General features: G+C 65.2%; 17 protein-coding genes. 4 read left to right on the forward strand and 13 right to left on the reverse strand.

What is annotated here, in order from left to right; genetic code table 11:
• Positions 1-158: 158 nt before the first annotated feature.
• The gene (locus tag ACL58G_RS28645) at positions 159-944 is read left to right on the forward strand and encodes a hypothetical protein (RefSeq protein WP_413387184.1); all 786 of its coding nucleotides are present in this window, start codon (positions 159-161) and stop codon (positions 942-944) included.
• A 109-nt stretch (positions 945-1,053) separates the two neighbouring features.
• Positions 1,054-3,165 carry an EAL domain-containing protein gene (locus ACL58G_RS28650; protein WP_440963903.1) on the forward strand — a complete coding sequence of 704 codons (2,112 nt, stop codon included), beginning with the start codon at positions 1,054-1,056 and terminating at the stop codon, positions 3,163-3,165.
• Between the two features lie 74 nt (positions 3,166-3,239).
• Here ACL58G_RS28650 and ACL58G_RS28655 read toward each other — a convergent pair whose 3' ends face one another.
• The 5 genes from ACL58G_RS28655 to ACL58G_RS28675 form a co-directional block, all read right to left on the reverse strand.
• Positions 3,240-6,098: a TonB-dependent receptor gene (locus ACL58G_RS28655; protein ID WP_440963904.1), complete on the reverse strand. Its 2,859-nt coding sequence runs from the start codon at positions 6,096-6,098 to the stop codon at positions 3,240-3,242.
• A 353-nt stretch (positions 6,099-6,451) separates the two neighbouring features.
• Positions 6,452-7,717 carry an MFS transporter gene (locus ACL58G_RS28660; RefSeq protein ID WP_440963905.1) on the reverse strand — a complete coding sequence of 422 codons (1,266 nt, stop codon included), beginning with the start codon at positions 7,715-7,717 and terminating at the stop codon, positions 6,452-6,454.
• Positions 7,718-7,750: 33 nt separating this feature from the next.
• Positions 7,751-8,395 carry a beta-phosphoglucomutase gene (gene pgmB / locus ACL58G_RS28665; RefSeq protein ID WP_440963906.1) on the reverse strand — a complete coding sequence of 215 codons (645 nt, stop codon included), beginning with the start codon at positions 8,393-8,395 and terminating at the stop codon, positions 7,751-7,753.
• Complete coding sequence (locus tag ACL58G_RS28670) at positions 8,395-10,749, reverse strand: glycoside hydrolase family 65 protein (RefSeq protein ID WP_440963907.1); 2,355 nt, start codon at positions 10,747-10,749, stop codon at positions 8,395-8,397. Before ACL58G_RS28670 ends, pgmB begins: the two co-directional genes overlap by 1 nt.
• A gap of 61 nt (positions 10,750-10,810) precedes the next feature.
• Positions 10,811-11,818, reverse strand: coding sequence for a LacI family DNA-binding transcriptional regulator (locus ACL58G_RS28675; RefSeq protein WP_440963908.1), 1,008 nt, complete (start codon positions 11,816-11,818; stop codon positions 10,811-10,813).
• Between the two features lie 255 nt (positions 11,819-12,073).
• Between ACL58G_RS28675 and ACL58G_RS28680 the strand changes: the two genes are divergently transcribed.
• Entirely contained in the window at positions 12,074-14,521 is a 2,448-nt protein-coding gene (locus ACL58G_RS28680; RefSeq protein ID WP_440963909.1) for a TonB-dependent receptor, read from the forward strand.
• Positions 14,522-14,588: 67 nt separating this feature from the next.
• Here the strand turns inward: ACL58G_RS28680 and ACL58G_RS28685 are convergent, their stop codons facing one another.
• From ACL58G_RS28685 to ACL58G_RS28700, 4 genes are all read right to left on the reverse strand, one after another.
• Positions 14,589-15,791: an MFS transporter gene (locus tag ACL58G_RS28685; RefSeq protein WP_440963910.1), complete on the reverse strand. Its 1,203-nt coding sequence runs from the start codon at positions 15,789-15,791 to the stop codon at positions 14,589-14,591.
• Between the two features lie 218 nt (positions 15,792-16,009).
• Positions 16,010-16,570, reverse strand: coding sequence for a porin family protein (locus ACL58G_RS28690; RefSeq protein ID WP_440963911.1), 561 nt, complete (start codon positions 16,568-16,570; stop codon positions 16,010-16,012).
• Between the two features lie 225 nt (positions 16,571-16,795).
• Positions 16,796-17,608 carry a prohibitin family protein gene (locus ACL58G_RS28695; protein WP_413387168.1) on the reverse strand — a complete coding sequence of 271 codons (813 nt, stop codon included), beginning with the start codon at positions 17,606-17,608 and terminating at the stop codon, positions 16,796-16,798.
• Positions 17,609-17,758: 150 nt separating this feature from the next.
• Positions 17,759-18,625 carry an SDR family oxidoreductase gene (locus tag ACL58G_RS28700; RefSeq protein WP_440963912.1) on the reverse strand — a complete coding sequence of 289 codons (867 nt, stop codon included), beginning with the start codon at positions 18,623-18,625 and terminating at the stop codon, positions 17,759-17,761.
• Positions 18,626-18,740: 115 nt separating this feature from the next.
• Between ACL58G_RS28700 and ACL58G_RS28705 the strand changes: the two genes are divergently transcribed.
• Positions 18,741-19,622, forward strand: coding sequence for a LysR family transcriptional regulator (locus ACL58G_RS28705; protein WP_440963913.1), 882 nt, complete (start codon positions 18,741-18,743; stop codon positions 19,620-19,622).
• On the opposite strand, the gene ACL58G_RS28710 is transcribed toward ACL58G_RS28705, so the two are convergent.
• The 4 genes from ACL58G_RS28710 to ACL58G_RS28725 form a co-directional block, all read right to left on the reverse strand.
• Positions 19,623-20,645 carry a glycoside hydrolase family 43 protein gene (locus ACL58G_RS28710; RefSeq protein ID WP_440963914.1) on the reverse strand — a complete coding sequence of 341 codons (1,023 nt, stop codon included), beginning with the start codon at positions 20,643-20,645 and terminating at the stop codon, positions 19,623-19,625. It abuts the gene before it with no gap.
• Positions 20,642-21,343 carry a hypothetical protein gene (locus tag ACL58G_RS28715; protein ID WP_440963915.1) on the reverse strand — a complete coding sequence of 234 codons (702 nt, stop codon included), beginning with the start codon at positions 21,341-21,343 and terminating at the stop codon, positions 20,642-20,644. Before ACL58G_RS28715 ends, ACL58G_RS28710 begins: the two co-directional genes overlap by 4 nt.
• A gap of 21 nt (positions 21,344-21,364) precedes the next feature.
• Positions 21,365-22,018, reverse strand: coding sequence for an outer membrane protein (locus ACL58G_RS28720; RefSeq protein WP_440963916.1), 654 nt, complete (start codon positions 22,016-22,018; stop codon positions 21,365-21,367).
• A gap of 102 nt (positions 22,019-22,120) precedes the next feature.
• Positions 22,121-22,585: a MarR family winged helix-turn-helix transcriptional regulator gene (locus ACL58G_RS28725; protein WP_413342118.1), complete on the reverse strand. Its 465-nt coding sequence runs from the start codon at positions 22,583-22,585 to the stop codon at positions 22,121-22,123.
• Between the last annotated feature and the right edge of the window lie 57 nt (positions 22,586-22,642).

Here is a 22,642-nt window from a genome sequence, read left to right on the forward strand (position 1 = left end):
GCATGCTCATCGGTAATGTTAGGCGCAACATCGAGAACGATCCAATCAATTTTTCCGCAACTTCGATATCGTTTTTCGTATGTGTAAAACCGCGTAAAGAGAAGTGACAACGATTTCACGTGGCACAATGCGAGGCTTCGGCACTTTTGACACTTTTTATGCAGGCGACCTTTTCCACGTTCCGCGACCTCATCCTGGACACCGATCCGGACCTCGCGGGCACGCCCGCGCAGATCCCGGCCGGCTTCCTGCTGGCGCGCGCGGGCACCATCAGCGCGCACTACATCCCGTTCGATTACGTGAACCACGGGGCGCGGCTCGTCCTCGTCGGCATCTCGCCCGGCTTCGTGCAATGGAAGAACGCCGTGCGCGAGGCGCGGCGCCTGCTGGCGCAAGGTGCCGCGGAGGATGAGATTCTGCGCGCGGCCAAGTACACCGGCGCGTTTTCCGGCGCGATCCGGCCGAACCTCGTCGCCCTGCTCGACCACGTGGGCCTGCAGCGCTGGCTCGGCATCGCCAGTTGCGCGTCGCTGTTCGGCGCGCACGCGCACCTGATGCACGTGACGGCCGTGCTGCGCCATCCCGTCTTTGTTAACGACAAGAATTACAACGGCGCGGCGCCGAACATGCTGACGACGCCGCTGCTGCAGACCCAGTTGCTCGACTATTTCGCGGCCGAAGCGGCGTCGCTGCCCGACGCGGTGTACGTGCCGCTGGGCCCGAAAGTCGGCCTCGCGCTCGACTGGCTGGCGGCGCGCGGCGTGCTGGATGCGGACCGGATCCTGCACGGCATCCCGCACCCGTCCGGCGCCAACGCCGAGCGCATCGCCTACTTCCTCGGCCGCAAGGACAAGGCCGCGCTGTCGCGCCAGACGAACGGCGCGCAGATCGATGCGGACCGGCTGGCGCTGCGGGCGAAAATGGCGGCGCTGGGCGTGGATTGAACCGGTCGCGTCCGCCAGGCAACCCGATGCGGACACCGCTGTCTTTCGTGCTGCATGCCGGCCTCAGGCGGCGTTACACTGATAACGTCCAGCGCCAAGGTAGACGATCATGCAGAATTGTTCTCCTGAAGAAGTCCGCTCCCTCCTCGACAAGATCGAACAGTTGCCGGTGCCGTTCTTCAAGCGACTGATCGAGGCGAGCAACACGGGCATCATCATTTCCGACGCGAGCCTGCCGGACAATCCCATCGCGTACGTCAACCCCGCGTTCGAACGGATGACGGGTTACGCGCTGTACGAAGTCGTCGGCCGCAACTGCCGCTTCCTGCAGCGCGGCGACCGCGACCAGCCCGAGATCGCGCTGATCCGCCACTGCGTCGAGCGCGCCGAGATCTGCACGGCGCTGCTGCGCAACTACCGCAAGGACGGCACCCCGTTCTGGTGCCGCATGCACCTGTTTCCCGTGCGCGAGAACGGGAACACACCCACCCACTTCGTCGCCTTCCTGCAGGATGTGACGGAAGTCGTCGAAGCCCAGCAGGCCGCCGTGCAGGCGCGCGAACGCCTGAGCACCGTGCTGGAGAGCATCTCCGACGGCTGCGTATCGCTCGACCGCGAATGGCGCTTCACGTACATCAACGCGCGCGGCGCGGCCTGGATCGACCGTAGCCAGGACGACCTCATCGGCAAGAACATGTGGGACGAGTTCCCGGAAGCCGTCGGGGGCCCGTTCTACGACGCCTACCAGCACGCGATGCACGACCGCGAAGTCGCCCGTTGCGAGAACTTCTACGCGCCGCTGGGCATCTGGCTCGAATTGCGCGTGTACCCGTCGCGCGAAGGCGTCACCGCGTTCTTCGCCGACGTCACCGAGCGCAAGGAAGCGGAGACGCGGCTGCTGCACCTGGCCACGCACGACAGCCTGACGGGCCTGCACAACCGCCTCAGTTGCCTGCGCGCGCTCGACGAGGCCCTGGCACGTTCGGTCGAGGACGAGCGCCCGGTCGGCGTCCTGTTCGTCGACCTCGACCACTTCAAGGAAGTCAACGACGCCCACGGCCACAGCGCGGGCGACATGGCCTTGCAGGAAATCGGACGGCGCCTGGGCAGCCTCGCCGGCGCCGGCATCACGGTCGCGCGCATCAGCGGCGACGAGTTCGTGGTCGTCCTCGAAGGCATGAACGCCGACGGCGCGAAGGGTGTGGCCGCAGCCGTCCTGCGGCACCTCGCGACCCCCATCGCCGTCGACGGCCATTACGTGACGGTGGGCGGCAGCATCGGCATCGCGATCGGCAACGGCCGCGAGTATTCGGCCGACGAGCTGCTCAACAACGCGGACGCGGCGATGTACGAGGCCAAGGACAATGGCCGCCACACGTACGCCATCTTCTCGACGGCCGCGCGCCACCTGCTCAAGCAGCGGCTGGAACTGCGCCAGGACGTGTTCTCCGCCCTCGAACGCCGCCAGTTCGTGCTGTTCTACCAGCCGCAGGTGAGCGCCGTGAACGGCGCCGTCGTCGGTGCGGAGGCGCTGCTGCGCTGGGAACATCCGCGCCTCGGGCTGCTCGCCCCCGACCTGTTCCTGCCGATGCTGGAAGGCTCGCCCGCCATCACGGCCGTCGGCGCCTGGGTGTGCGAAGAAGCGTGCCGCCAGGCGCGCGAATGGGAATTGCTGGGCTACCGGCTGCGCATGGCGGTGAACGTCTCGCCGCGCCAGCTGACGGACGAAAACCTGCCGCCGCTGCTGAAGAACCTCGTCAACCGCTACGACCTCGACCCTGAGTGCATCAAGCTCGAAGTCACCGAGAGCATGCTGATGCAGGACATCGACAACGCGGCGTCGGTGCTGCGCTCACTGCAGCGCGACGGTTTCCGCATCGCGCTCGACGACTTCGGCACCGGCTATTCGAACCTGTCGTACCTGCGCACCTTGCCGATCACCGCGATCAAGATCGACCGCTCGTTCGTGCGCGAGATCGAACAGGACCGGCGCTGCCTGGACATCGTCAACGGCGTCATCGCCTTTGCCAAGTCGCTCAAGCTGGACGTGATCTGCGAGGGGATCGAGACGGAGCTGCAGAAGGAAGCGATCCGCTCGACCGGATGCGACGTGCTGCAGGGCTATTTGATCGGCAAGCCGATGCGGTCGGACGATTTCCGGGCACTGCTGCTGGCGCAGACCGCGGCGCCGGACCAGGCCGATCCAGGATGCAAAACGTAGATGCGGACAGGGCGTTGCTGGTGTGAACCGAGCAACGCCCTGTCCGGCTGGCGGGGTCGTTCGACCCCAGGGCCTTACAGCTTCCAGCGCAGGCCGACCGCGACCGAACGTCCGATCTGGAGCGTACCGAAATTGGTCAGCTGCGCGTTACCCGCAGTGCCGAAATGGTAGTACGCCTGCTGCACTTCGTTGGTCAGGTTGACACCACTGATGTCGAGCGTCGTGTTGTCGTTGATCTTGTAGGAGATCTGCATGTCGACGCTCTTCTCCGGATGACGCCAGATACCGATCGGATTGGCAAACAACGCAGCTTCGTTGCTGGCCAGGAAGCCGGAGCGCCAGACCTGGGACAAGCGCGCGCTGACCGGGCCCTTTTCGTACGCCAGCGTGGCGTTGTAGGACTTGTTGGACACGCCGAAGAACGGCGTCTCGAGCTGCGAGACGATGTCGCCGGCATCATTAACCTCGGGCACGTTCTGCGACGAGGTGAGACGCGTATAGCTGGCCTGGATGCCGAAGCCGTCCAGCGCGCTCGGCAGCCACTTCGGGAAGTAGATCAGGCCGATCTCGGCGCCCTTCATGGTGCCGTTCGAGGCGTTGGTCGGCGAGTTGATGACGTAGTCGTAGCCGTTCGTATGGTCGCCGCCCGAGGTCGAGTTGCGGAACGGATCGTTCGCCGGATCGACGTGAACCTTGCGACGCAGGGGCACGACCAGGCCGTCGATCTTGCGCTTGAACAGCGTGCCGTAGAGTGCACTATCCTTCTGGAAATACCACTCACCCGTCAGGTCGAGGTTCTTGGACTGCGTCGGTTTCAGGTCGGGATTGCCGCCGCTGCCCGAGCCGTAACCCACCTTCGACACGTCGTCGGCGAGTTGATAGACAGGGTTCAGGTCACCGAAGCCCGGGCGGCGCAGGGTTTCGCCATAGTTGAAGCGCAGCACGACGTCCTTGGACGGGTCGTAGATCAGGGTCATGCTGGGCAGCAGCTTGCTGGTCGACTTGCTGGCACCGGTCGCGGTGACCGCCTTCGTGGTGGCATCGACCTTGTAGAAGTTCATGTCGGTCTTGACCTTGACGTAGCGCACGCCGAAATTGCCGCGCAGGCGATGGCCGAACAGGTCGTTCTGGGTATTCCCCATCAGGAACAGGTTGGTCGTCTTTTCATCGACATCGAACGTCTTCTGCAGGCTCAGTTTATCCGTCGTCTGGAAGTTCGCGTCGACCGAGTTGTAGAGCTTGCGCCAGTCGTCGATATGATCGCGGATGTAGTAGGCATTGGGCTCCACCCACGAGCGCGGAACGTCCGAGATGCCCGTGCCGAAGCCCGAGTTGACGATGGAATACTCCGGACCCAGCGAGGCGAGGTTGCGGTTCAAGGCAGCCGATTGCGTCCGGTTGGCTTCCGACGCCTTGCGGTCGTCGAAGCGCGCACCGAACTGGATCGTCTGCAGCGCACCCCAGTCGGCATCGAAGACGCCCGCCAGGCTGGCCGTCGCGGCGCTGCCCTTGTTGCGGTTGGCGTTATCGAAGAACTGCGCGACATTCCACTTGCTCGGGTCGGCCAGGTCGGCATCGTTGTTGAAATGGAACGCCGTGTTGTTGCTGCCGTCATTGAACTTGACGTTGATGGACGGCGCAACGCGATCGATGCGGGTGGCGGTGAATTCCGAGTGGAAGGTACTCGTCTGGTACGACACGTCGCCTTCCAGCTTCAGGCGGTCGCCAATATCCCATTTGCCGTTCAGGGCATACACGTAGGAATCGGTTGCCGACGTGGTGTAATCGCCGCTGTTGAAGCCGTAGACGTTATTGACCGTACGGCTCTGGATGATGTTCGTTCCCGGGAACGTCGTGATCGAGCCCGCGGGGTTGGTGCCGAGATCGCCCCACCAGTCGACGAAGCTGAACAGCAACTTGTTGAACGACTTGTTACGATAACCGTTGTACATCGATTCGAACGTGTAGACCGAATCGCTGTTCGGTTTCCACTGCAAGGCGATATTGGCGGAAGGACGCTCCCGCTCGCCCTGCAGGTCGCTCTGGAAAACTGCGTCACGCGACAGGTAGTACGGATACGCCTTGCCGTTGAAATTCAGCGTCGAACCCGCGGCGGTCGGCAAGCCGGTACGCGTACCGGGCGTCCAGACACTGTTGTCGAAAATGCGCTGCAAGGGCGTATAACCTGCGGGATCTTCGGCGGCATTGGGGCTGGCGAACGGCACCATCGCACCCGGCGTCACGCTTTCGTTGCGGTATTTCGTCTTGGTATCCGACAGATTGACCAGGGCGCCGAATTCGCCGAAGCCGGTTTGCCAGCGGTTGCTCAACATGCCGCTGAGCTGCGGGTTCCCCGTTTTCGCGGGATCGAGATAGGTTTCACGCGCCGACAGCGAAATTTTCGAACCCTTGAAATCGAACGGCCGCAGCGACTTGACGTCGACCTGGCCTGCGATCCCGGTTTCCAGCTGGCTGGCGTCGCGCGTCTTGTAGACGTCGATCTGGCGCACCAGGGTCGACGGAATGTCCTGCAGCGCGACCTGCGTGCCGGACGCGGTAAAAATGGTGCGGCCGTTCCAGGTGGTCTGCACGTCGGGCATGCCACGGATGGACAGGGTGCCGACTTCGCCGCCGGCGCGGTCGGTGACCTGGATGCCCGTCACGCGCTGCAGCGCTTCGACGACATTGTTATCTGGCAGCTTGCCGATGTCGTCGGCGACGACCGATTCCACGACCTGGTCGTTGGTGCGCTTGATCGCCAGGCTCTTGATCAGCGATGCCTTGACGCCCGTGACGACCACGGTCTCGACCGGCGCGGTCGTTTCGGGTGCCGCTTGCGCCCATACGGAGGCGCTGGTGAGCAGTCCGGCGCCCATCAACGCGGTAACCGACATCTTCAGGGCCAAAGGACGTGCAGATAATTGCGATTTCATACGTCTCCTGTGTTTCTAGTTATAGAAATATTGACTTCTCGACTGGCATGTTTTGAATGTTAGAGACGCGGCAATGATCGATCCAATGATTTTTTCTGGCTTTCCCATATCGGTTTTGATATCAAACCAAACTTAGTGACAACAAATTGGGAGTCGATTTTGCGCGCGATCAAATGGCGCAAAAGCGGTTCCCCAGAGGGAAACGTAGTCGGATGGGCGGGAAAAACGGGGGCGATCAGCCGCACATGCGGCGGCGATCACGAGGCGGCACATGAAATGCCGCCATCAGGAAGGGACAGGTCAGAACGTAGCGGATCAGCAACAAAGATGTCCTTGCGGATCCGTAAAGGAGGTCAAATCAACTCGTGCGGCCGGGCCGTCCACGCCGCGCCGGCGGTCTTTTCGACCTGCCGCTTGAACGCGTACAGGCTTCCCACCATCAGCACGATCGGCACGAGCGTCAGGTAGAACGCGAAGTGCCCGTTCACGTGGCCGAACACATACCCCGTGATCAATGACCCCGTGGTGCCGCCAAGCGCCGAGAAGATCACGAGCAGGCCCGTCATCGGTGCGTGCTGGTGGCGCGGCAGGGAACTCAGCATCACGGAATTGATGCCCGGGTAGATCGGCGCCATGAACAGGCCGATGAGCGGGAACAGGAACGCGGCGACAGGCGCCGTCGACCACGTCACGTTCGGATCGTGATTGACGCCGTGCGTGAGCGGCAGTGTAAGGAGCACCGTCGCGCCCATCGCCAGCATGCACACGGTCAGCACGGGATACCAGTTCAGGCGGCGCATCACGACGCCGGCCAGCAGGCGTCCCACCGCGAGGCAGCCCGCGAAGATGCTCGTCACCTGCACGCTCATCGTGGCGGGCAGCATCAGGATCTCGTTGTTGAACGTGGGGAGCCACGAACCGATCGCCTGCTCGACGAGGACGGACAGGAACGCCGTCAGCACGAACACGTACACGAGCGGCCGCACGAACAGGCGCAGCATCTGCAGGAAGTCGGCCGCCGGCCCGCGGCTGTCCGGCGGCGCGGCGCCGGCTTCGTCGAACGTCGTCGCCAGCACGAGCACGAACGTGGCCGCGCACAGCACGGACAACAGCCAGTAGACGTTCAGCCAGCTCGTCGACGCGGGATGATCGGCATCGATGAAGAAGCCGAAGATCCAGTACGCCGACAGCACGCCGACCATGAAGAAGCCTTCCAGCATGTTCGTGATGCCCGCATGGTGCTTGCGGTCGCGCGCGACGAGGCCGATGGTCGAGTACACGGACACCTTCACCAGCGCAAACGCGACGCCCACGCACAGGAACAGCAGTTTCGCCGTCGCGAAGGCCGGGATCAGCGGCATCGCCAGCGTGGCGATGGTGACGATCGCCAGCGCCACCAGCATCGCCTTCTTGTAGCCGAAGCGCGGCAGGGTCGACGCGACGAAGAACGACACGATCGCGATCGGCAGGTCCTTGAACCCTTCCAGCACGCTCGCCGCGCCCTTGTCGACGCCGTAGGTGTGGATGACCTGCAGGATCACCGTCCCCACGCTGTTGAGCAGGATGGCGAACACGAAATAAATCATGAACAGGGCGAGCAGGATGCGTCGTTGGTTCATGTTGTCTCCAATGTGTTTTATGTTTTATGTTTTTTAGTAGTCCTGCAGCCGGAACGCGTCCATCGACGGTATCACACGGTCGGCGCGATGCAGCACCTCGGGACTGCCGACACCGACGGCGAACATGCCCGCATCCTTGATCGACGCGACGCCCGCCGCGGCATCTTCCACGCCCAGGCAATCCTTGGGATCGACGCCCAGGTGCGCGGCCGCCGTCAGGAAAATCTCGGGATCGGGCTTGCCGTTGACGATGGTCGCGGCGTCGACGACGTCGTCGAAGCGGTCGCGGATGCCCAGGCGGTCCAGCACCGTGAACGCGTTGCGGCTGACCGACGCGAGGCCGATATGGAGTCCCGCCGCGCGCACCTCTTCCAGCGCGCGCAGGGCGCCCGGCAGCAGATCGTCCGGGGTCATGGTCGCGATCAGTTGCTGGTAATGCGTGTTCTTCGCATCGGCCAACGCGCGCTTTTCTTCAAGCGTGTACGTGCGCGGCGCGCGTGCGAGGATCAGGTCCAGGGATCCCATGCGGTCGACGCCCTTCAGTTGTTCGTTGAACGCTGCGTCGAACGGCGCATCGACGCTGTCCGCGAGGCGCTTCCACGCCAGGTAGTGGTAGTGCGCCGTGTCGGTGATGACGCCGTCGAGGTCGAAGATGACGGCTTTGAATCTTGAAGTCATTATGAGTTCTCCATGCGGATGTGGGCGCGCTGCGCGTCCAGGGCGATCGTGGTTCCAGCGTGCGCGAAGGTGAGGCTGGCGCCGCGCAGCAGGCGGTAGTCGGTGCCGGCGCCGTCGACCGCGACTTCCAGCAGCGCGCCGCGCACCTGCGCCTTGAAGCGGTAGCCCGTCCACCGGTCGGGAAGCGTCGGCGCGAAGCGCAGGCCCGCGTCGTCGAGGCGCATGCCGGCGAAGCCGTAGGCGACGCCGAGCCACGTGCCGGCCATCGCGGCCGTGTGCACGCCGTATTGCGTGTTCGCGTGCGTGTTGTCGAGATCCAGGCGCGCCGTCTCCATGAAGTAGCCGTACGCCTTGTCGCGGTAGCCGATCTCGCTCGCGACGATGCTGAAGATGCACGAGGACAGCGAGGAATCGTGCGTCGTCACACGCTCATAGAAATCGAAGTCGCGGCGCTTGTCGTCGAGCGAGAACTGGTTCGACAGCAGCAGCAGCGCCAGCACGACGTCCGCCTGCTTGCACACCTGGTGGCGATAGATCACGAGCGGGTGGTAGTGCAGCAGCAGCGGGTAATTCTCCTTCGGCGTGTTCGCGAAGTCCCACGGTTTCTTGGACAGGAAGCTGTCGTCCTGCTCGTGGATGCCGAGCGCGTCGTCGTACGGCAGGCGCATCGCGGCGCTGGCGGCGCGCCACGCCCGGATCTCGGCGTCCTCGAGGCCGATGGCTTGCGCCACGCGCGCGTAGTCCGCCGGGCGTTCGGCACGCAGGCGCTCCGCGACGTCCGCCGCGAACGTCATGTGCATGCGCGCCATCGCGTTCGTGTAGTAGTTGTTGTTGACGATGGCCGTGTATTCGTCCGGTCCCGTCACCGCGTTGATGCAGAAGCGCTGCGCGCGGTCGTAGCTGCCGATGCCCGTCCAGATGCGCGCCGTCTCCAGCACGATCTCGGCGCCCTGCTCCGCCATGAAGTCGAAGTCGCCGGTCGCCAGCAGGTATAAACGGATCGAGTACGCGACGTCCGCGTTGATGTGGTATTGCGCCGTCCCGGCCGGGAAGTAGGCCGAGCATTCCTCGCCGGCGATCGTGCGCCACGGGTACAGCGCGCCTTTCGCATGCGCCATCTGGCGGGCGCGCTCGCGTGCCTTCGGCAGGCCGTTGTAGCGGTACTGCAGCAGCGCGCGCGCAATCTCGGGACGGGAATACAGGAAGAACGGGAACACGTAGATTTCCGTATCCCAGAAATAGTGGCCTTCGTAGCCTTCGCCCGTCACGCCCTTGGCCGCGATATTCGTCTTGCCGTCGCGGCCGACCGATTGCAGCAGGTGGAACTGGTTGAAGTGCACGCCCTGCTGCAGGGCGTCGTCGCCGGAGATCGCCACGTCGGCGTCTTCCCAGAAGCGGGACAGATAGCCGGCCTGCTCGGCGGCCAGGGCATCGAAGCCGGCCGCGCGAGCCTGCGCCAGCTCGGCGCGCGCGTGCGGGCCGACGGCGTCCTGCGCCATGTCGCGCGAGCTCGCGTAGGCGACGTACTTGTGCACGGTGAACGTGGCGCCCTGCGCGACGTCGGCATCGAACGCGTGGCCCAGTCCGACCTGCTCGACGCGGGCGGCGCTGGACGGCACGGCATCCGTCGCCGTGGCCAGCGTAAAACCGCTGTGGCGCGTGCGCTGCAGCAGCAGCACGTCGTGTGCGCCGGGCTCGCCGCCCACCTCGCGCTGCGTCTCGATCAGCGACGCCCCAGTCAGCGCGGAACCGACGCGCGGATCGTCGCCGGCCTGCAGATTCGTCACGTCCGCATCGATGTCCGCGACGATGCGCACGCCCCCTGAAAAATTCAGCGGCGTGACGGCGTATTCGATCGCGGCGACGTGCTTGCGTGCGAGGGACACGAGGCGGCGGCTGGCGATGCGCACGCGCTTGCCCGTGGCGGTCTCCCACTCGACCGTGCGCTCGAGCAGGCCGGTGCGGAAGTCCAGCGTGCGGTCCCACGCGAGCACGTTGCCGGCGTCCAGCGCAAAGCGTTCGCCATCGATGACGGCCGCGATGCGCTTCGCATTCGGCACGTTCAGCATGAATTCGTTGATGCGGGCGAGGCCGTACGCGTTTTCCGGGTAGCGGATCGCTTCGGTGTCGTGGAAGCCGTTCAGGTACGTGCCTTCCAGCGTCTGGCCGGCAGCGCCGACGGTGCCTTCGTCCGGCGTGCCGCGCATGCCGATCCAGCCATTCCCCAGGGTGAACAGGGTCTCGTGCAGGAACGCACGCGCCGGGTCCAGCGCGTCTTCGCGGATGCGCCACGACTCGGCCGCGATGGCGTTATTGTTATCGATGTCATTAGTGTTATCGATGTCATCTTTCACTTCAGTTTCCTCGTCTCGTGCGCGGGGCGCGTTCTTCAAGCTTATGGGTGATGTAGCGTGATCAGGTGTGGCGTACGATCAGCGTGGTCGGCAGCATTTCCGAATGCGCCGGCTGGCCTTCGATCATGGCCAGCATTTTTTTCGCGAGCAGCACGCCGCCGTCGCGCAGGTATTGGTGGACGCTCGTGAGCGGCGGCACGAAGCTGGCGGCGCCCGGCGTGTCGTCGTAGCCGATCACGGAAATATCGTCGGGCACGCGCAGGCCCGCTTCGGTCAGCGCGCGGATGGCGCCCATCGCCAGCAGGTCGCTGGCGGCGAACAGGCCGTCGATGCTGTGGCCGTTCTTCTTTTTCAGGATCGACGTGACGCAGTCGAAGCCCGCTTCGAACGTGAATGCCTTCGGACGCAGGATGTGCACGGTGGCGCGGCCGGACAGCGCGTCGATGAAGCCGGCACAGCGTTCCTGCACCTCGGCGTGGTCGACGTCGCCGACGAAGATCAGCTTGCGCCGGCCCTGCTCCAGGAAGCGCTCGGCGACGCTGGCGCCGCCCTTGCGGTTGTCGGAACCGACGACCGTGTACGTGGCGCCCTCTTCCGGCGCGCCCCACACGACGAGCGGCAACGTGGTCTGCTGCAAGGCTTTCACCGCCTCGCCGTGCGAGCCCTGGCCCAGCAGGATCAGGCCGTCGGCGCCCTGCACCGGGGCCGTGTCGAGCAGCTGCTTGGACGTGAGCACGACGCTGTAGCCGGCGGTGGTGAGTTCCTGCGTGATGCCGCCCAGCAGTTCGAGCGGATACGGGTCGGACATCGGCCGGCCCTTCACGGGCGTCATCTCGACGACGACGGCGACGGAATACGACCGGCGCATGCGCAGGTTGCGGGCGCTGATGTTGAAGCGATAGCCCTGCTCCTGCGCGATCTTGCGAATCTTTTCCCGCGTGTTTTCCGTCACGAGCGGACTGTCGCGCAATGCCCGCGACACCGTGATCGTGGAGACCCCGGCGATCTTCGCCAGGTCTTCCATCGTCACGGCAGAGTCGCCGGTCAGGGGTTTCTTCGCTTGCGCCATAGTCTTGTAAGCAATAGGTCGTGAGAAATAAGCTTGGGGTAGCGGTAACAGATTACTTGAGCGGGATGGATTATGACAGATTTTTTTGTCGTGTCGACAAAAAATGACATCGATAGCATTTTGATTGACATCGATGTCAATCCGATGTTTCAATGGCCAGACTTTCCTTGTCGAACCATCAAACGACAAGTAAATCGGGGAGGAGACGCCCCGCAGCCGGTTCCCAATCACTGAGAGCGTAAGATGAATAAAACAATGCTGAAAAACACCATGCAGTTCCCGCAGCTGTCGGCAGTTGCCCTCGCTGTCCTCGCCCTCGTTGCCCAGTCCCATGCGGCCGCTCAGGACAATGTCCAGAAAGAAATCCAGCAAGTCGTCGTGACCGGTACGGCATCGGCCTCCGGCACGCGCAAGATCGACACGAGCTTCTCGATCACGACCGCGACCGAAGAGCAGCTGAAGCAGGCCGCACCGTCGTCGACCGCCGACGTGCTGAAGATCGTCCCGGGCGTGTATGCCGAAGCGACGGGCGGCCAGTCCGGCGCCAACATCGAAGTGCGCGGCTTCCCGTCGGGCAGCGACTCGCCGTTCGTCTCCGTGCAGATGAACGGCAACCCGATCTTCCCGGTGCCCGTGCTGTCGTTCTTCGAAGGCTCGTCCGCGTTCCGCCTCGATGACACGATCGAGCGCGTGGAAGTGCTGCGCGGCGGTCCGAGCACGATCTACTCGAGCGGCCAGCCGGGCGCCACGATGAACTTCATCATGAAGAAAGGCGGCGACGAGCCGGAAGGCAGCCTGCGCTTCACGACCGGTACCGGCAGCCTGCGCCGCTTCGACGGTGTCTACAGCGGCAAGATCGCCGACGGCTGGTACGGCATGATCGGCGGCTTCTACCGCACGACGAACGGCGTGCGCGACGCCGGCTTCCCGGCCGACGACGGCGGCCAGCTGTCCGCCTCGCTGACCCGCAAGCTGGACCAGGGAGAACTGACGGTCTACGCCCGCTCGACGTCGGACAAGAACGCGTTCTACACGGGCGTGCCGCTGATCTCCTCGAACAACGGCCACACGATCTCGTCGTTCCCCGGCTTCGATCCGCTGCGCGGGACGCTGATGAGCAACGAGATGCGCAACTTTACGGTGGAAGCCGGTCCGGGCAAGACCTTGACGTACGACCTGGGCGACGGCCGCGGCCTGTCGTCGAACCTGGTCGGCGCGGATTTCCAGCAAAAGCTGAACGGCTGGGACGTGTCGAACAAGTTCAACTACTTCAAGGGTGACCTGAACACGATCGCCATGTTCACGGGTAACAACCCGCTGAGCGCGGCCGACTACGTGAGCCAGGCCGTCTCCTCCGCCAACGGCAATTCAGCAGTGCTGGCCGCGGCGGGCGGCGTCGCTGCCACCGGCGGCGCAATTACGTACACGAACGGCGGGGGCACCGTCGCGGCCAACCAGCAGGTGGTGCAGGCGGGCCTGTGGGCCGTCGAGAAGAAGCTGCGCTCGTTCACGGACGAGTTCCGCGTCTCGAAAGACATCGGCAATGACAACACGATCACGGCCGGCGCGTATATCGCGAACTATTCGTCGCACGACGTCTGGTACCTGGGCAACAGCCACCTGATGACCGCGACGCCGAACGCGCGCCTCATCGACGTCAAGCTGAACAACGGTGCCGTCGTCTCGCAAAATGGCACGGATGGCAACGTGTTCTACGCGCCAATCGCCTCGTACGACGGCCGCAACACGGCGGTGTTCATCGCCGACGAATGGCGCATCAACGACCGCATCAAGGTCGACGCCGGCATGCGCCACGAGAAGCAGCACATCTCGGGCTCGATCTCGAACCTGACCTCGGTCGATCCGGACAACAATCCGCTGACGGTCTACAACAACGGCACGTCGACGCCGAGCGGCAGCTTCACGGGCCTGTCGCGCGACGACACCGCGAACTCGTTCACCGCGGGCGGCCTGTACAAGCTGACCAAGGATTCCAGCGTGTTCGTGCGCGCCAACCAGGGCCACACGTTCATCTACTTCGACGACCTGCGCAACGCCGGCACGCAGGATGTCGTGAACGACCGCAATCGCGTCCCGACGCCGAAAGTCACGCAGTACGAGATCGGCTACAAGACGGCGACGCCGCTGTACAGCGCCTACGTGAACGCGTTCTTCACGGACTTCACGGGCATCTCGTTCCAGCAGATCACGACGTCGGGCGTGCTGTATTCGGTGAGCGGTTCGCACGGCAAGGGCGTGGAATTCGAACTGGCGGTGCGTCCGATCGCGGGCCTGCAACTGCAGCTGACGGGCGACTGGCAGGATTCGACGTACAAGGACAATCCGACCATCGCCGGCAACCAGGTGCAGCGCCAGCCGAAGTTCCAGTACCGCTTCTCGCCGAGCTACCGCCTGCCGATCGGCGACTATGCCCTGCGCTTCTACGGCACCTACTCGCACATCGGCGCGCGCTGGGCGGACCAGCAGAACACCCAGTACCTGCCGTCGTATAACACGCTGGACCTGGGCATCCTGGCCGAGCTGTCCGACAAGCTGGAATTCCGCGTCACGGGCACCAACGTCAACAATTCGCTCGGCCTGACCGAGGGTAACTCGCGCCTCGTGGGCGCCAGCACCGGCCCGATCAACGCGCGTCCGATCTTCGGCCGCGCGTGGGAGGCGTCGCTGACCTACCGCTTTTAAGCCGACGTAACGCTTTACCTCCTCTTCTGCTGTACCCTCTTGGCGGGACTTCGGTCCCGCTTTTTTTTCAGGATTTGCGCGACAGCGCCACGGCCGCCGCCAGCACGACGATCGCGGCCACCGCATACGGCGCACTCGCCGCGACGCCGTACAGCCAGGCCGACGCCAGCGGTCCCGCCGTCCGGGCGATGGCCTGCTGCGCCTGGTTTGCGCCCTGCACTTCGCCCTGCCGTTCCGGCGGCGCGGCATTGGCGATCAACGCGCTCGCGGATGGCTGGAACAGACCGTCGCCGAATGTGAAGACCGCGATCCCGGCCACGAGCAGCGGCACGATGGCGTGCAGCGGCAGCAGCGCGACGATGGCGAGGCCGAGTCCATTGATCGCGAGGCCGGCAGCGGCGACGCGGCGCTCGCCGAAACGGGTTTGCAGCTGCGGCGCGGCGAAGCCCTGGCTGACGATGTCCATCACGCCTACGCCTGCCAACACCAGCCCGATGCTGCCCGGCTGGAAGGCCAGCAAGTCCTTCAGCAGCACCGTCAGGTTCGCCTGCAGCACGGTGCCGCCCAGGGCGAAGCAGAACACGACCGCGAACAGCAGGCGCAGGCGCGATTCGCGCAGCGCGCGCAGCAGCTGGCCCACGGCGTTGAACTGGCCCCAATGCAGGCGTACGCTGCGGCGCGCGTGCGGATGGCTTTCCGGCATGCAGAACCAGACCAGCACGCAATTCAGCAGCGCCACGGCGGCCGCGCCATACAGCGGCGCCGACAGCGACACCTGGCCGAGGGCACCGCCCAGGACGGGCCCCACCATGAAGCCAAGACCGCCCGCGGCGCCGAGCGTGCCGAACGCCGGACCGCGTTCGGCGGGACCGTGGGTGTCGGCGACATACGCATACAGGGCCGAGATGCTGCCGGCCGTCAGGCCTTCGATCACGCGGCCCAGCACCAGCACCCATAACGTCCCGCCGACACCGAACACGGCGAATCCGAGGGCGGAGCCGCACAGCGACACCAGCATCACCGGCCGCCGCCCGAAGCGATCGCTCAGCGCGCCGAGCACGGGCGCCGCGATGAACGAACAGAGCGAATACAGGGCGAGGATAGCCGACACCCACCAGGCGACGTCGGGTGCCGCGACGTAGCGCGCCACCGAAAACGGCAGCACGGGGATGATCAGGGTGAAGCCGGCGAAGTTGAAGAAAACGGAGACGGCGATGATGCCGGTGCGACCGGTAAAGCGGAGAAAAAATGAGGATGACGATGCGTCCATGGGCTGCTCCTTGATCGACTGTTCGACCGGAGCGGCGCATCGACATGACGACCACACGGACGAACAGTTGGCGCCGACGGGCGCCAGTGTTCGTCGAGGGTTCGCACGCGCGGACGCATGAAACAGAGCTTTCGTTTCCGAAAGGACTTGGGCCTACCTATAACCAAGTCTGCCTTTTCCGACAACGCAAGTCTAACGTGGTTTTTCCTGACGGGCAATCAGAAGCCGACCTTCAGCCCCGCCGACCACACGCCCGCGCGCGCGCCGAAATCCTTGCGCTTGCCGTAGTTCTCGTACTCGCCGACGAGGGACAGCGTGTCGTTCAGCTTGTACTGCGCGCCCACGCCGGCATACACGTCGTTGTCGTTCTCCGTTGCCGAGTAGCCGATGCTGTTGCTCCACTTGCGCTGGCTGTGCGCGAGACCCAGCTTGCCGTATGCGGAGAAACGGTCGGTGATGGGCACCGTGTACTTCGCGGCGACGTACGCGCCGTACCCCTTCGTCGTCGTATTCACGCCGCCCGGGATGCTCGTCAACGCTTCCGAATACTGGCGGTCGCGGCTGGAGAAATTGACGTAGCCCGCTTCCACGCCCAGGTTGTTCGAGAAGTCCACGCCGCCGAAGATCTTCGCGTCGGCGTGGCGGCCGTCGGTTTCCCGGTTGCTGGTGCTCGCGACGCCCGCGCCGATATACGGCTTGAACGTCGTCGACTGCTGCGCGTGGGCGGCAGTGCCGGCGACGAGCGTGGCAGCGGCGAGGGCGAAGGTCAGTGCTTTCATGGCTATCTCCTGTGGTGGTGTGAGGCGCCACGATAGCAATGTGTTCCAGAACGAAACATTGGGGATTGGTAAGGATCTGTTACCGGTGTGCATATCAATGACCGGAAGATCAAATATGCATGCAGACAAGCACGCGTGCGTTGCAAGACGTAGCGCGGCGTTGACTGCACGATCCCAGCCATACGCCGACGCCACTCCTGTTTCACTTGCTTACGATTGCGAGGATCATTTAACGCCGTTGCTCACGTTGATGAACGGGACCGCACCACCCGCCACGCTGGGCAGCTTGCCATCCCACTTCTCGATCGCCATGCGCTGGTTCTCCATCTCGCGCAGGCGGATCAGTTCCGGCGTCACCTGCTGGCGCTGCACGGCCAGCGATTCGGCTTCGGCCTTGGCCTGGGCGACGCGCTGCTTCGCCTCCACCTCGATGCGCTGCAGGTCGCGTTCCGCCTTCAGCTTGAGCTGTTCGGCCGTCGTCTTCGCTTCGATCGCCTCATTGAACGAGCGCGAGAAATTGAAGTTCACGATCGAGAACTCGTCCACGACGATGCCGTGGCGCGCCAGCCGTTCGCGCAGCTGGGTGACGATCTGGTCGCGCACGTCGGTACGCTTGGCGATCAGTTCCTCGGCCGTGAAGCGGGCCGTGACGGCCTTCACCGCTTCCTGCACGGCGGGGATGATGATGCGCTGGCCCGGCTCGTTGCCCAGGTCGCGGAACACCGTCATCGCGGCATCCGGACGGACGTGGTAGTTCAGCGCCACGCGGGTGTGCACGGTCTGCAGGTCGCGCGAGGCGGCATCGCCATCGCCTTCGCCCTTCTGGATCGAGACGTTGACGAGGTTGAGCTTCTGCGCGATCGGCACGCGGAAGTGGATGCCCTCGCTCAGCACCTGGTCGCTCGGGCTGCCGAACGTCGTCATCACGCCGCGATGGCCGGCCGGCACCGTCCCGAACGGTGCCAGCGCGAACAGCAGGATCAGCACGACGACGGCGATGACAAGCTTCACGCCCGCGTTCAATGACACTCGATTCATTTCAATTCCCTTTCAGCTGTGGTTCCGCCGATCGACTCTGGATCGGCAGGTCGCCTTATATTGACGACGGACAAAGTGTAAAGCTGTCAGAGGAACAATAGAATCAGAAATATCGGAAGCAGAAGTTCGGGAAAGCCGAAGCACCCGGGTTCAGGCCGCGGCGATGGCGGCGGCGAATGCGCGATAGCTGCGCAGCGGACGGCCCAGCAGCGCGGTCAGGCGCTCGACGTCGCCGGCGGCCGGCACCATGCCGTCGGTGAGGAAGCGCTCGCTCATCAGGCGCATGTCGTAGGCCATCCAGGCCGGCATGAACTGGCGCAGGTTCTGTTCGAAGGCGGCCGTGTCGTCGCCGCCGTACGCGATCGGACGCTGCAACACGTCGGACCAGATGGCGGCGACGTCGGCACCCGTCAGCGTGTCCGGGCCGACGACGTTGATGCGCTCGAGCGGCAGCGGCTGCGCGGCATCGTGGCGGCGGACCAGTTCAATGGCGGCCACCTCCGCGATGTCGCGCGCATCGACCATCGCGAGGCCCCTGGCGCCGACCGGCATCGGATACACGCCGTAGCCCAGCACCACGTCCTTGATCGTGACGTCGTTGTCGATGAAATAGGCCGGACGCAGGATGGTGGCGGCAAAGCCCATCTGCTCGATCATCCGCTCGACGCCGAATTTACCGGCGAAGTGCGGCACGTTCACATACAGGTCGCTGTGGATCACGGACAGGTAGACGACCCGCTGCACGCCCGCTTCCCGCGCCACGTTCAGCGTGACGAGCGCCTGCGTGAATTCGTCGGGGACGACGGCGTTCAGCAGGAACAGCGTCGACACGCCGTCGAATGCGCGGCGCAGGACATCCACGTCGAGGAAGTCGCCCTGGACGACGTCGACGCCATCCGGAAATGCAGCCTTGGCGGGATTGCGGACGAGTGCGCGCACGGGGGCGCCGCGCTGCACGAGCTGGCTAACGACGTGGTGGCCGATGTTGCCCGTTGCGCCGGTGACGAGAATGGTCATGATGTGTGCTCCTGTTGGGTTGTGAAAAGTGTCGGTTGACGCTTCACAGCTTAGACATCCCGCAGATGGACCGATAGACGGTAATATTGGACATGCCGTCTCACAGGTGGAACACATGGACTTGCTCGCCCTCGCCGATTTCAATCTCGTCGCCCGCCACGGCGGCTTCGGCCGTGCCGCCCGCGAGACGGGCCGGCCGAAGGCGACGCTGTCGCGCCGCGTCGCGGAACTGGAAGCGGATCTCGGCCTGCGCCTGTTCGAACGGGGCGCTCGCCTGCTGAAGCTCACGCAGGAAGGACGCGCGCTGCACGAGCGGACCGGGGCACTCCTCGCGGAGATCGACGAGACGGCGGCGGCCCTCGCCTCGGGCGGCGACCGGCCGCGCGGCCGGCTGCGCATCAGCGCCCCGCTGCTGTTCTCGCAGACGGCGATGGGCATGCTGGCCGCAGGCTTCGCGCGGGCGTATCCCGACGTGCGGCTGGAGGTGACGACGGAAGACCGGCCCGTGGACATGGTCGAGGAAGGCTACGACCTCGTCATCCGCGTGAATCCCGATCCGGACGAGAACCTCGTCGGCCGCATCTTCCTGCGCGACCGGCTCGTCGTCGTGGCGGCACCGCATCTGGCGCGGCCGGACGATGGGGCACCCGTGCCCGCCGTCGTGCGGCCCGTGGGCGACCAGGCGGCGTGGCAGGTGGCGGGCCAGCCGGACATCGCGATCGACCCGGTCTTGCGCCTGTCGTCGCTCGTGATGGTGCGCGACGCGGTGCGGGCGGGCGTCGGTGCGGGCTGTTTGCCCGCGTCGGTCGTCAGCCACGATCTCGCGGCCGGGCGGCTGGTGCGCTGGGGCGACGTGGCCGGGCCCGAGATCGCGCTGTGGGCGTTGTACCCGTCGCGCAGGCTGCTGAGCGCGCGCGTGTCGGCGTTCCTCGATTATTTGAAAGCGGCGTTTCCGAAAGGGACGCCGGACGAGCTGGCGGCCTGTCTCGCGCCGTGATCAGCGCACGCGCCGCTTCGTCATGACCACGGGCCGGATCGTGCCGTCGTCGTTGAAGTAGAGGCGCTCGACGGCCAGCTCGCGATGGTTGCCGTCGGTCTCGCCCAGCGGGCGGCGGTGGTAGGCGATGTACCACTCGTCGGTGCCGGGCACGTTGACGATCGAATGGTGGCCCGCGCCGCGCGCGATCTTGCCATCCTGCGCGAGGATCGTGCCGACGCGCTTGAACGGTCCGAACGGCGACGGGCCCATCGCATACGCGACGCGGTAGTCCGGCCCGGTCCACTCCCCTTCCGACCACATGAAGTAGTACACGCCACGGCGCTTGGCCATGAACGGGCCTTCCACGTAATCCGGATCGGGCGTGATGTCCTTGTACGTCGTCCCGTCCGGGAACGGCACGACACCGAGCAGGTCCGGCGCGAGTTTCACGACGTTGGCGTGCTTCCAGCCGCCGTAGACCATGTACGCCTGGCCGTCGTCGTCCTTGAACACCATCGGGTCGATCGGCTGCGCGCCGTTGTGGATCCGGCCGATCAGCGGCTTGCCGAGTGCATCCTTGAACGGACCTTCGGGCCGGTCGCCGATGGCCACGCCGATGCCGCCCAGCTGGTCGTTGCCCTTGATGTCGTTCGCGCCGAAGAACAGGTAGTACTTGCCGTCGTGCGCGATGGCCGACGGCGCCCACACGGCATACGCGGCCCAGGCCACGTGCGCGACGTCGAGCACGCGCTCGTGCCGCGTCCAGTGCACGAGGTCGCGCGACGAGAAGGCGTCGAGGAACGTCTGCGTCAGGAACGGCGCCCAGATCAGGTCCGAGCGTGCGCGCATCCGCTGCTGGTCCGGCGTGAAGGCCGTCGGTCTCGCAGGTCGTTCGTAGTCCGCGGAATACGTGGGATAGATCCAGTACGTGTCGCCGAAGAGGCGGATCTCCGGATCGGCATACCAGCCCTGGACGATCGGGTTGGCCGCCTGCGCGTTCAGCGCGACGGCGGCGGCCGCGGCCAGCAAGGCGCGCTTCATCGCGGCAGCGTGAAGCGGAACGTGGGTTCGATGCCGCGCGCGTGCAGGACGCGGACGATGTCTTCCAGCGTCGCGTCCTTCAGCAGCAGGCCGTCGGCGGCGGGAGTCGGCGGCGCGGCGACGGGTGCCGCGGGGGCCTCGAGCCGCGCCAGCGCTTGCGCGAACTGGCCGGGCGCGATGCTGTCCAGGCCTTCCAGGAACGCGACCTGCCCCGCCGCGGGCGGCGCCATGTCGAGCCCGGACTCGTCCGCGAACGACGCACCCATGCCCGGATGGATGAACGCGGCCCACGTCCCCGTCGCCGCGTTCGGGCACGGCGGCAATTCGACGGGGACGCCGATCGTGTCGGCGGGCGGCAGCGTGTCCGGCCACAACCGGCCCAGGCCGGCGACGAAGCGGCGCGCATCCGCGACCGGCACGGGCGCCGCCAGCGACAGCCACAGCATGAAGCCGCCGGTGCTCGTCACGCTCACCGCGGGGGCCGGGAAGCCGAAGTCGGCCTGCAGGCCGTTCGCGACGGTGCACAGGCGTTCCCAGTGCTGGGCGTCCGCGCCGGGCGCCTTGCGGAACGGGATCGCGATGGCGCGCAGGAGGCCCGCGCCGGAGACAAGGTCCGCGGCCGGGCCGGGACCGCGCTGCGCGGCCGGGCTGTCCGGCAGCAGATACAGGCGGTTCAATTCGGAGAGCAGTTTTTCCATGCCCGCGATTGTGACACAGGCTCAGAAACCCATCTTGAACTTGGCCTGCAGGCCCGAGTTATTGGTCTCGCTTCCCCATTTCTTCGCGGTGTTGCCGTACTGCTCGTAGCCCGCCGTCACGGACGCCTTCTCGCCGACCTTGTAGCGCGCGCCCATGCCGACGTACGGGCCGACGTCCGTGTCCGACGCGGTATTGCGATACGTCTTGTCGTGGGCCACGCGCTCGCTGACGGCGACGCCCAGCTTGCCGTACGCGGAGAACTGGTCGTTGACGGGCACGTTCAGCCGCGCCGCCAGGTAGCTGTTGGCGCCCTTCGTGCCGAGCGCGCCATTCACCTCGTCGGGCCGGGCGTAATCGGCGAAGTGGTAGCCGCGCGTGTACAGGTTCGCGTAGCCCGTCTCGATGGCGAAGTTCGGCGACAGGTTGACGCCCGCGAACAGCTTGGGATCGGAGACGTAAACGCCGAACGCGCTCTTGTCCTGGTAGCGCAGGCCATCCGTTTCCGCCGCATTGCCCATGTACGTGCGCGGGACGGGCTGGATCTTCGCGAACGGCGGGGACAGCGTGCGCGTGGCCGACAGGTCCTTCGATGCCGCCGCGCCGTCCAGCAACTGCGCGTGCGCACCGCCGGCGGCGAGCAGCCCGGCGGCCAATGCGAGATGGATGGTATTCATGCGTGTCCCCTTTGTCATGGAAGCCTCCGCTCAGGATAGCAGTCCGTGTTCAAAATCGCATCATCCGGCACGTAAGCGTTTGTGACTAAAAATATGCATTCCTCAAGTATGGTCGGCCAGTTTACCGCGCAACATGTCCAGCTGACGCTTGAGCGCAGCGAGATCGGACGGTTCGCACGCGGTGGCGCACAGCACGCCGTCGTAGATCGCGGCGGCTTCCTGCTCCAGCGCGCGGCCGGCGGGGCGCAGGGCCACGACGACCTGCCGTTCGTCGGCGGCGGAACGGGTCCGGCTCACCAGGCCGGCCGCCTCCAGCCGCTTGAGCAGCGGCGTCAGCGTCGCCGAGTCCAGGAACAGCCGGGCGCCGATCTCGGACACCGTCTGCTCGTCCTTTTCCCACAGCACCAGCATGACGAGGTATTGCGGGTAAGTCAGGTCCAGCCTGCGCAGCAGCTTGCGGTACACCTTGTTCATCGCCAGACCGGTCGAGTACAGCGCAAAGCACAACTGGTCGTCGAGCAGCGGGGTCCGCTTGCCTTGCTTGGTCGATGTGTCGTTCGCTTCCATGGTTTGCCTATCCGATCGCGAGGCAGCCTCCACATCAGTGTAGACCTTTTACGGCCG

It is taken from the genome of Massilia sp. GER05 (genome assembly GCF_052056005.1).
GTDB lineage: Bacteria > Pseudomonadota > Gammaproteobacteria > Burkholderiales > Burkholderiaceae_D > Telluria > Telluria orientalis.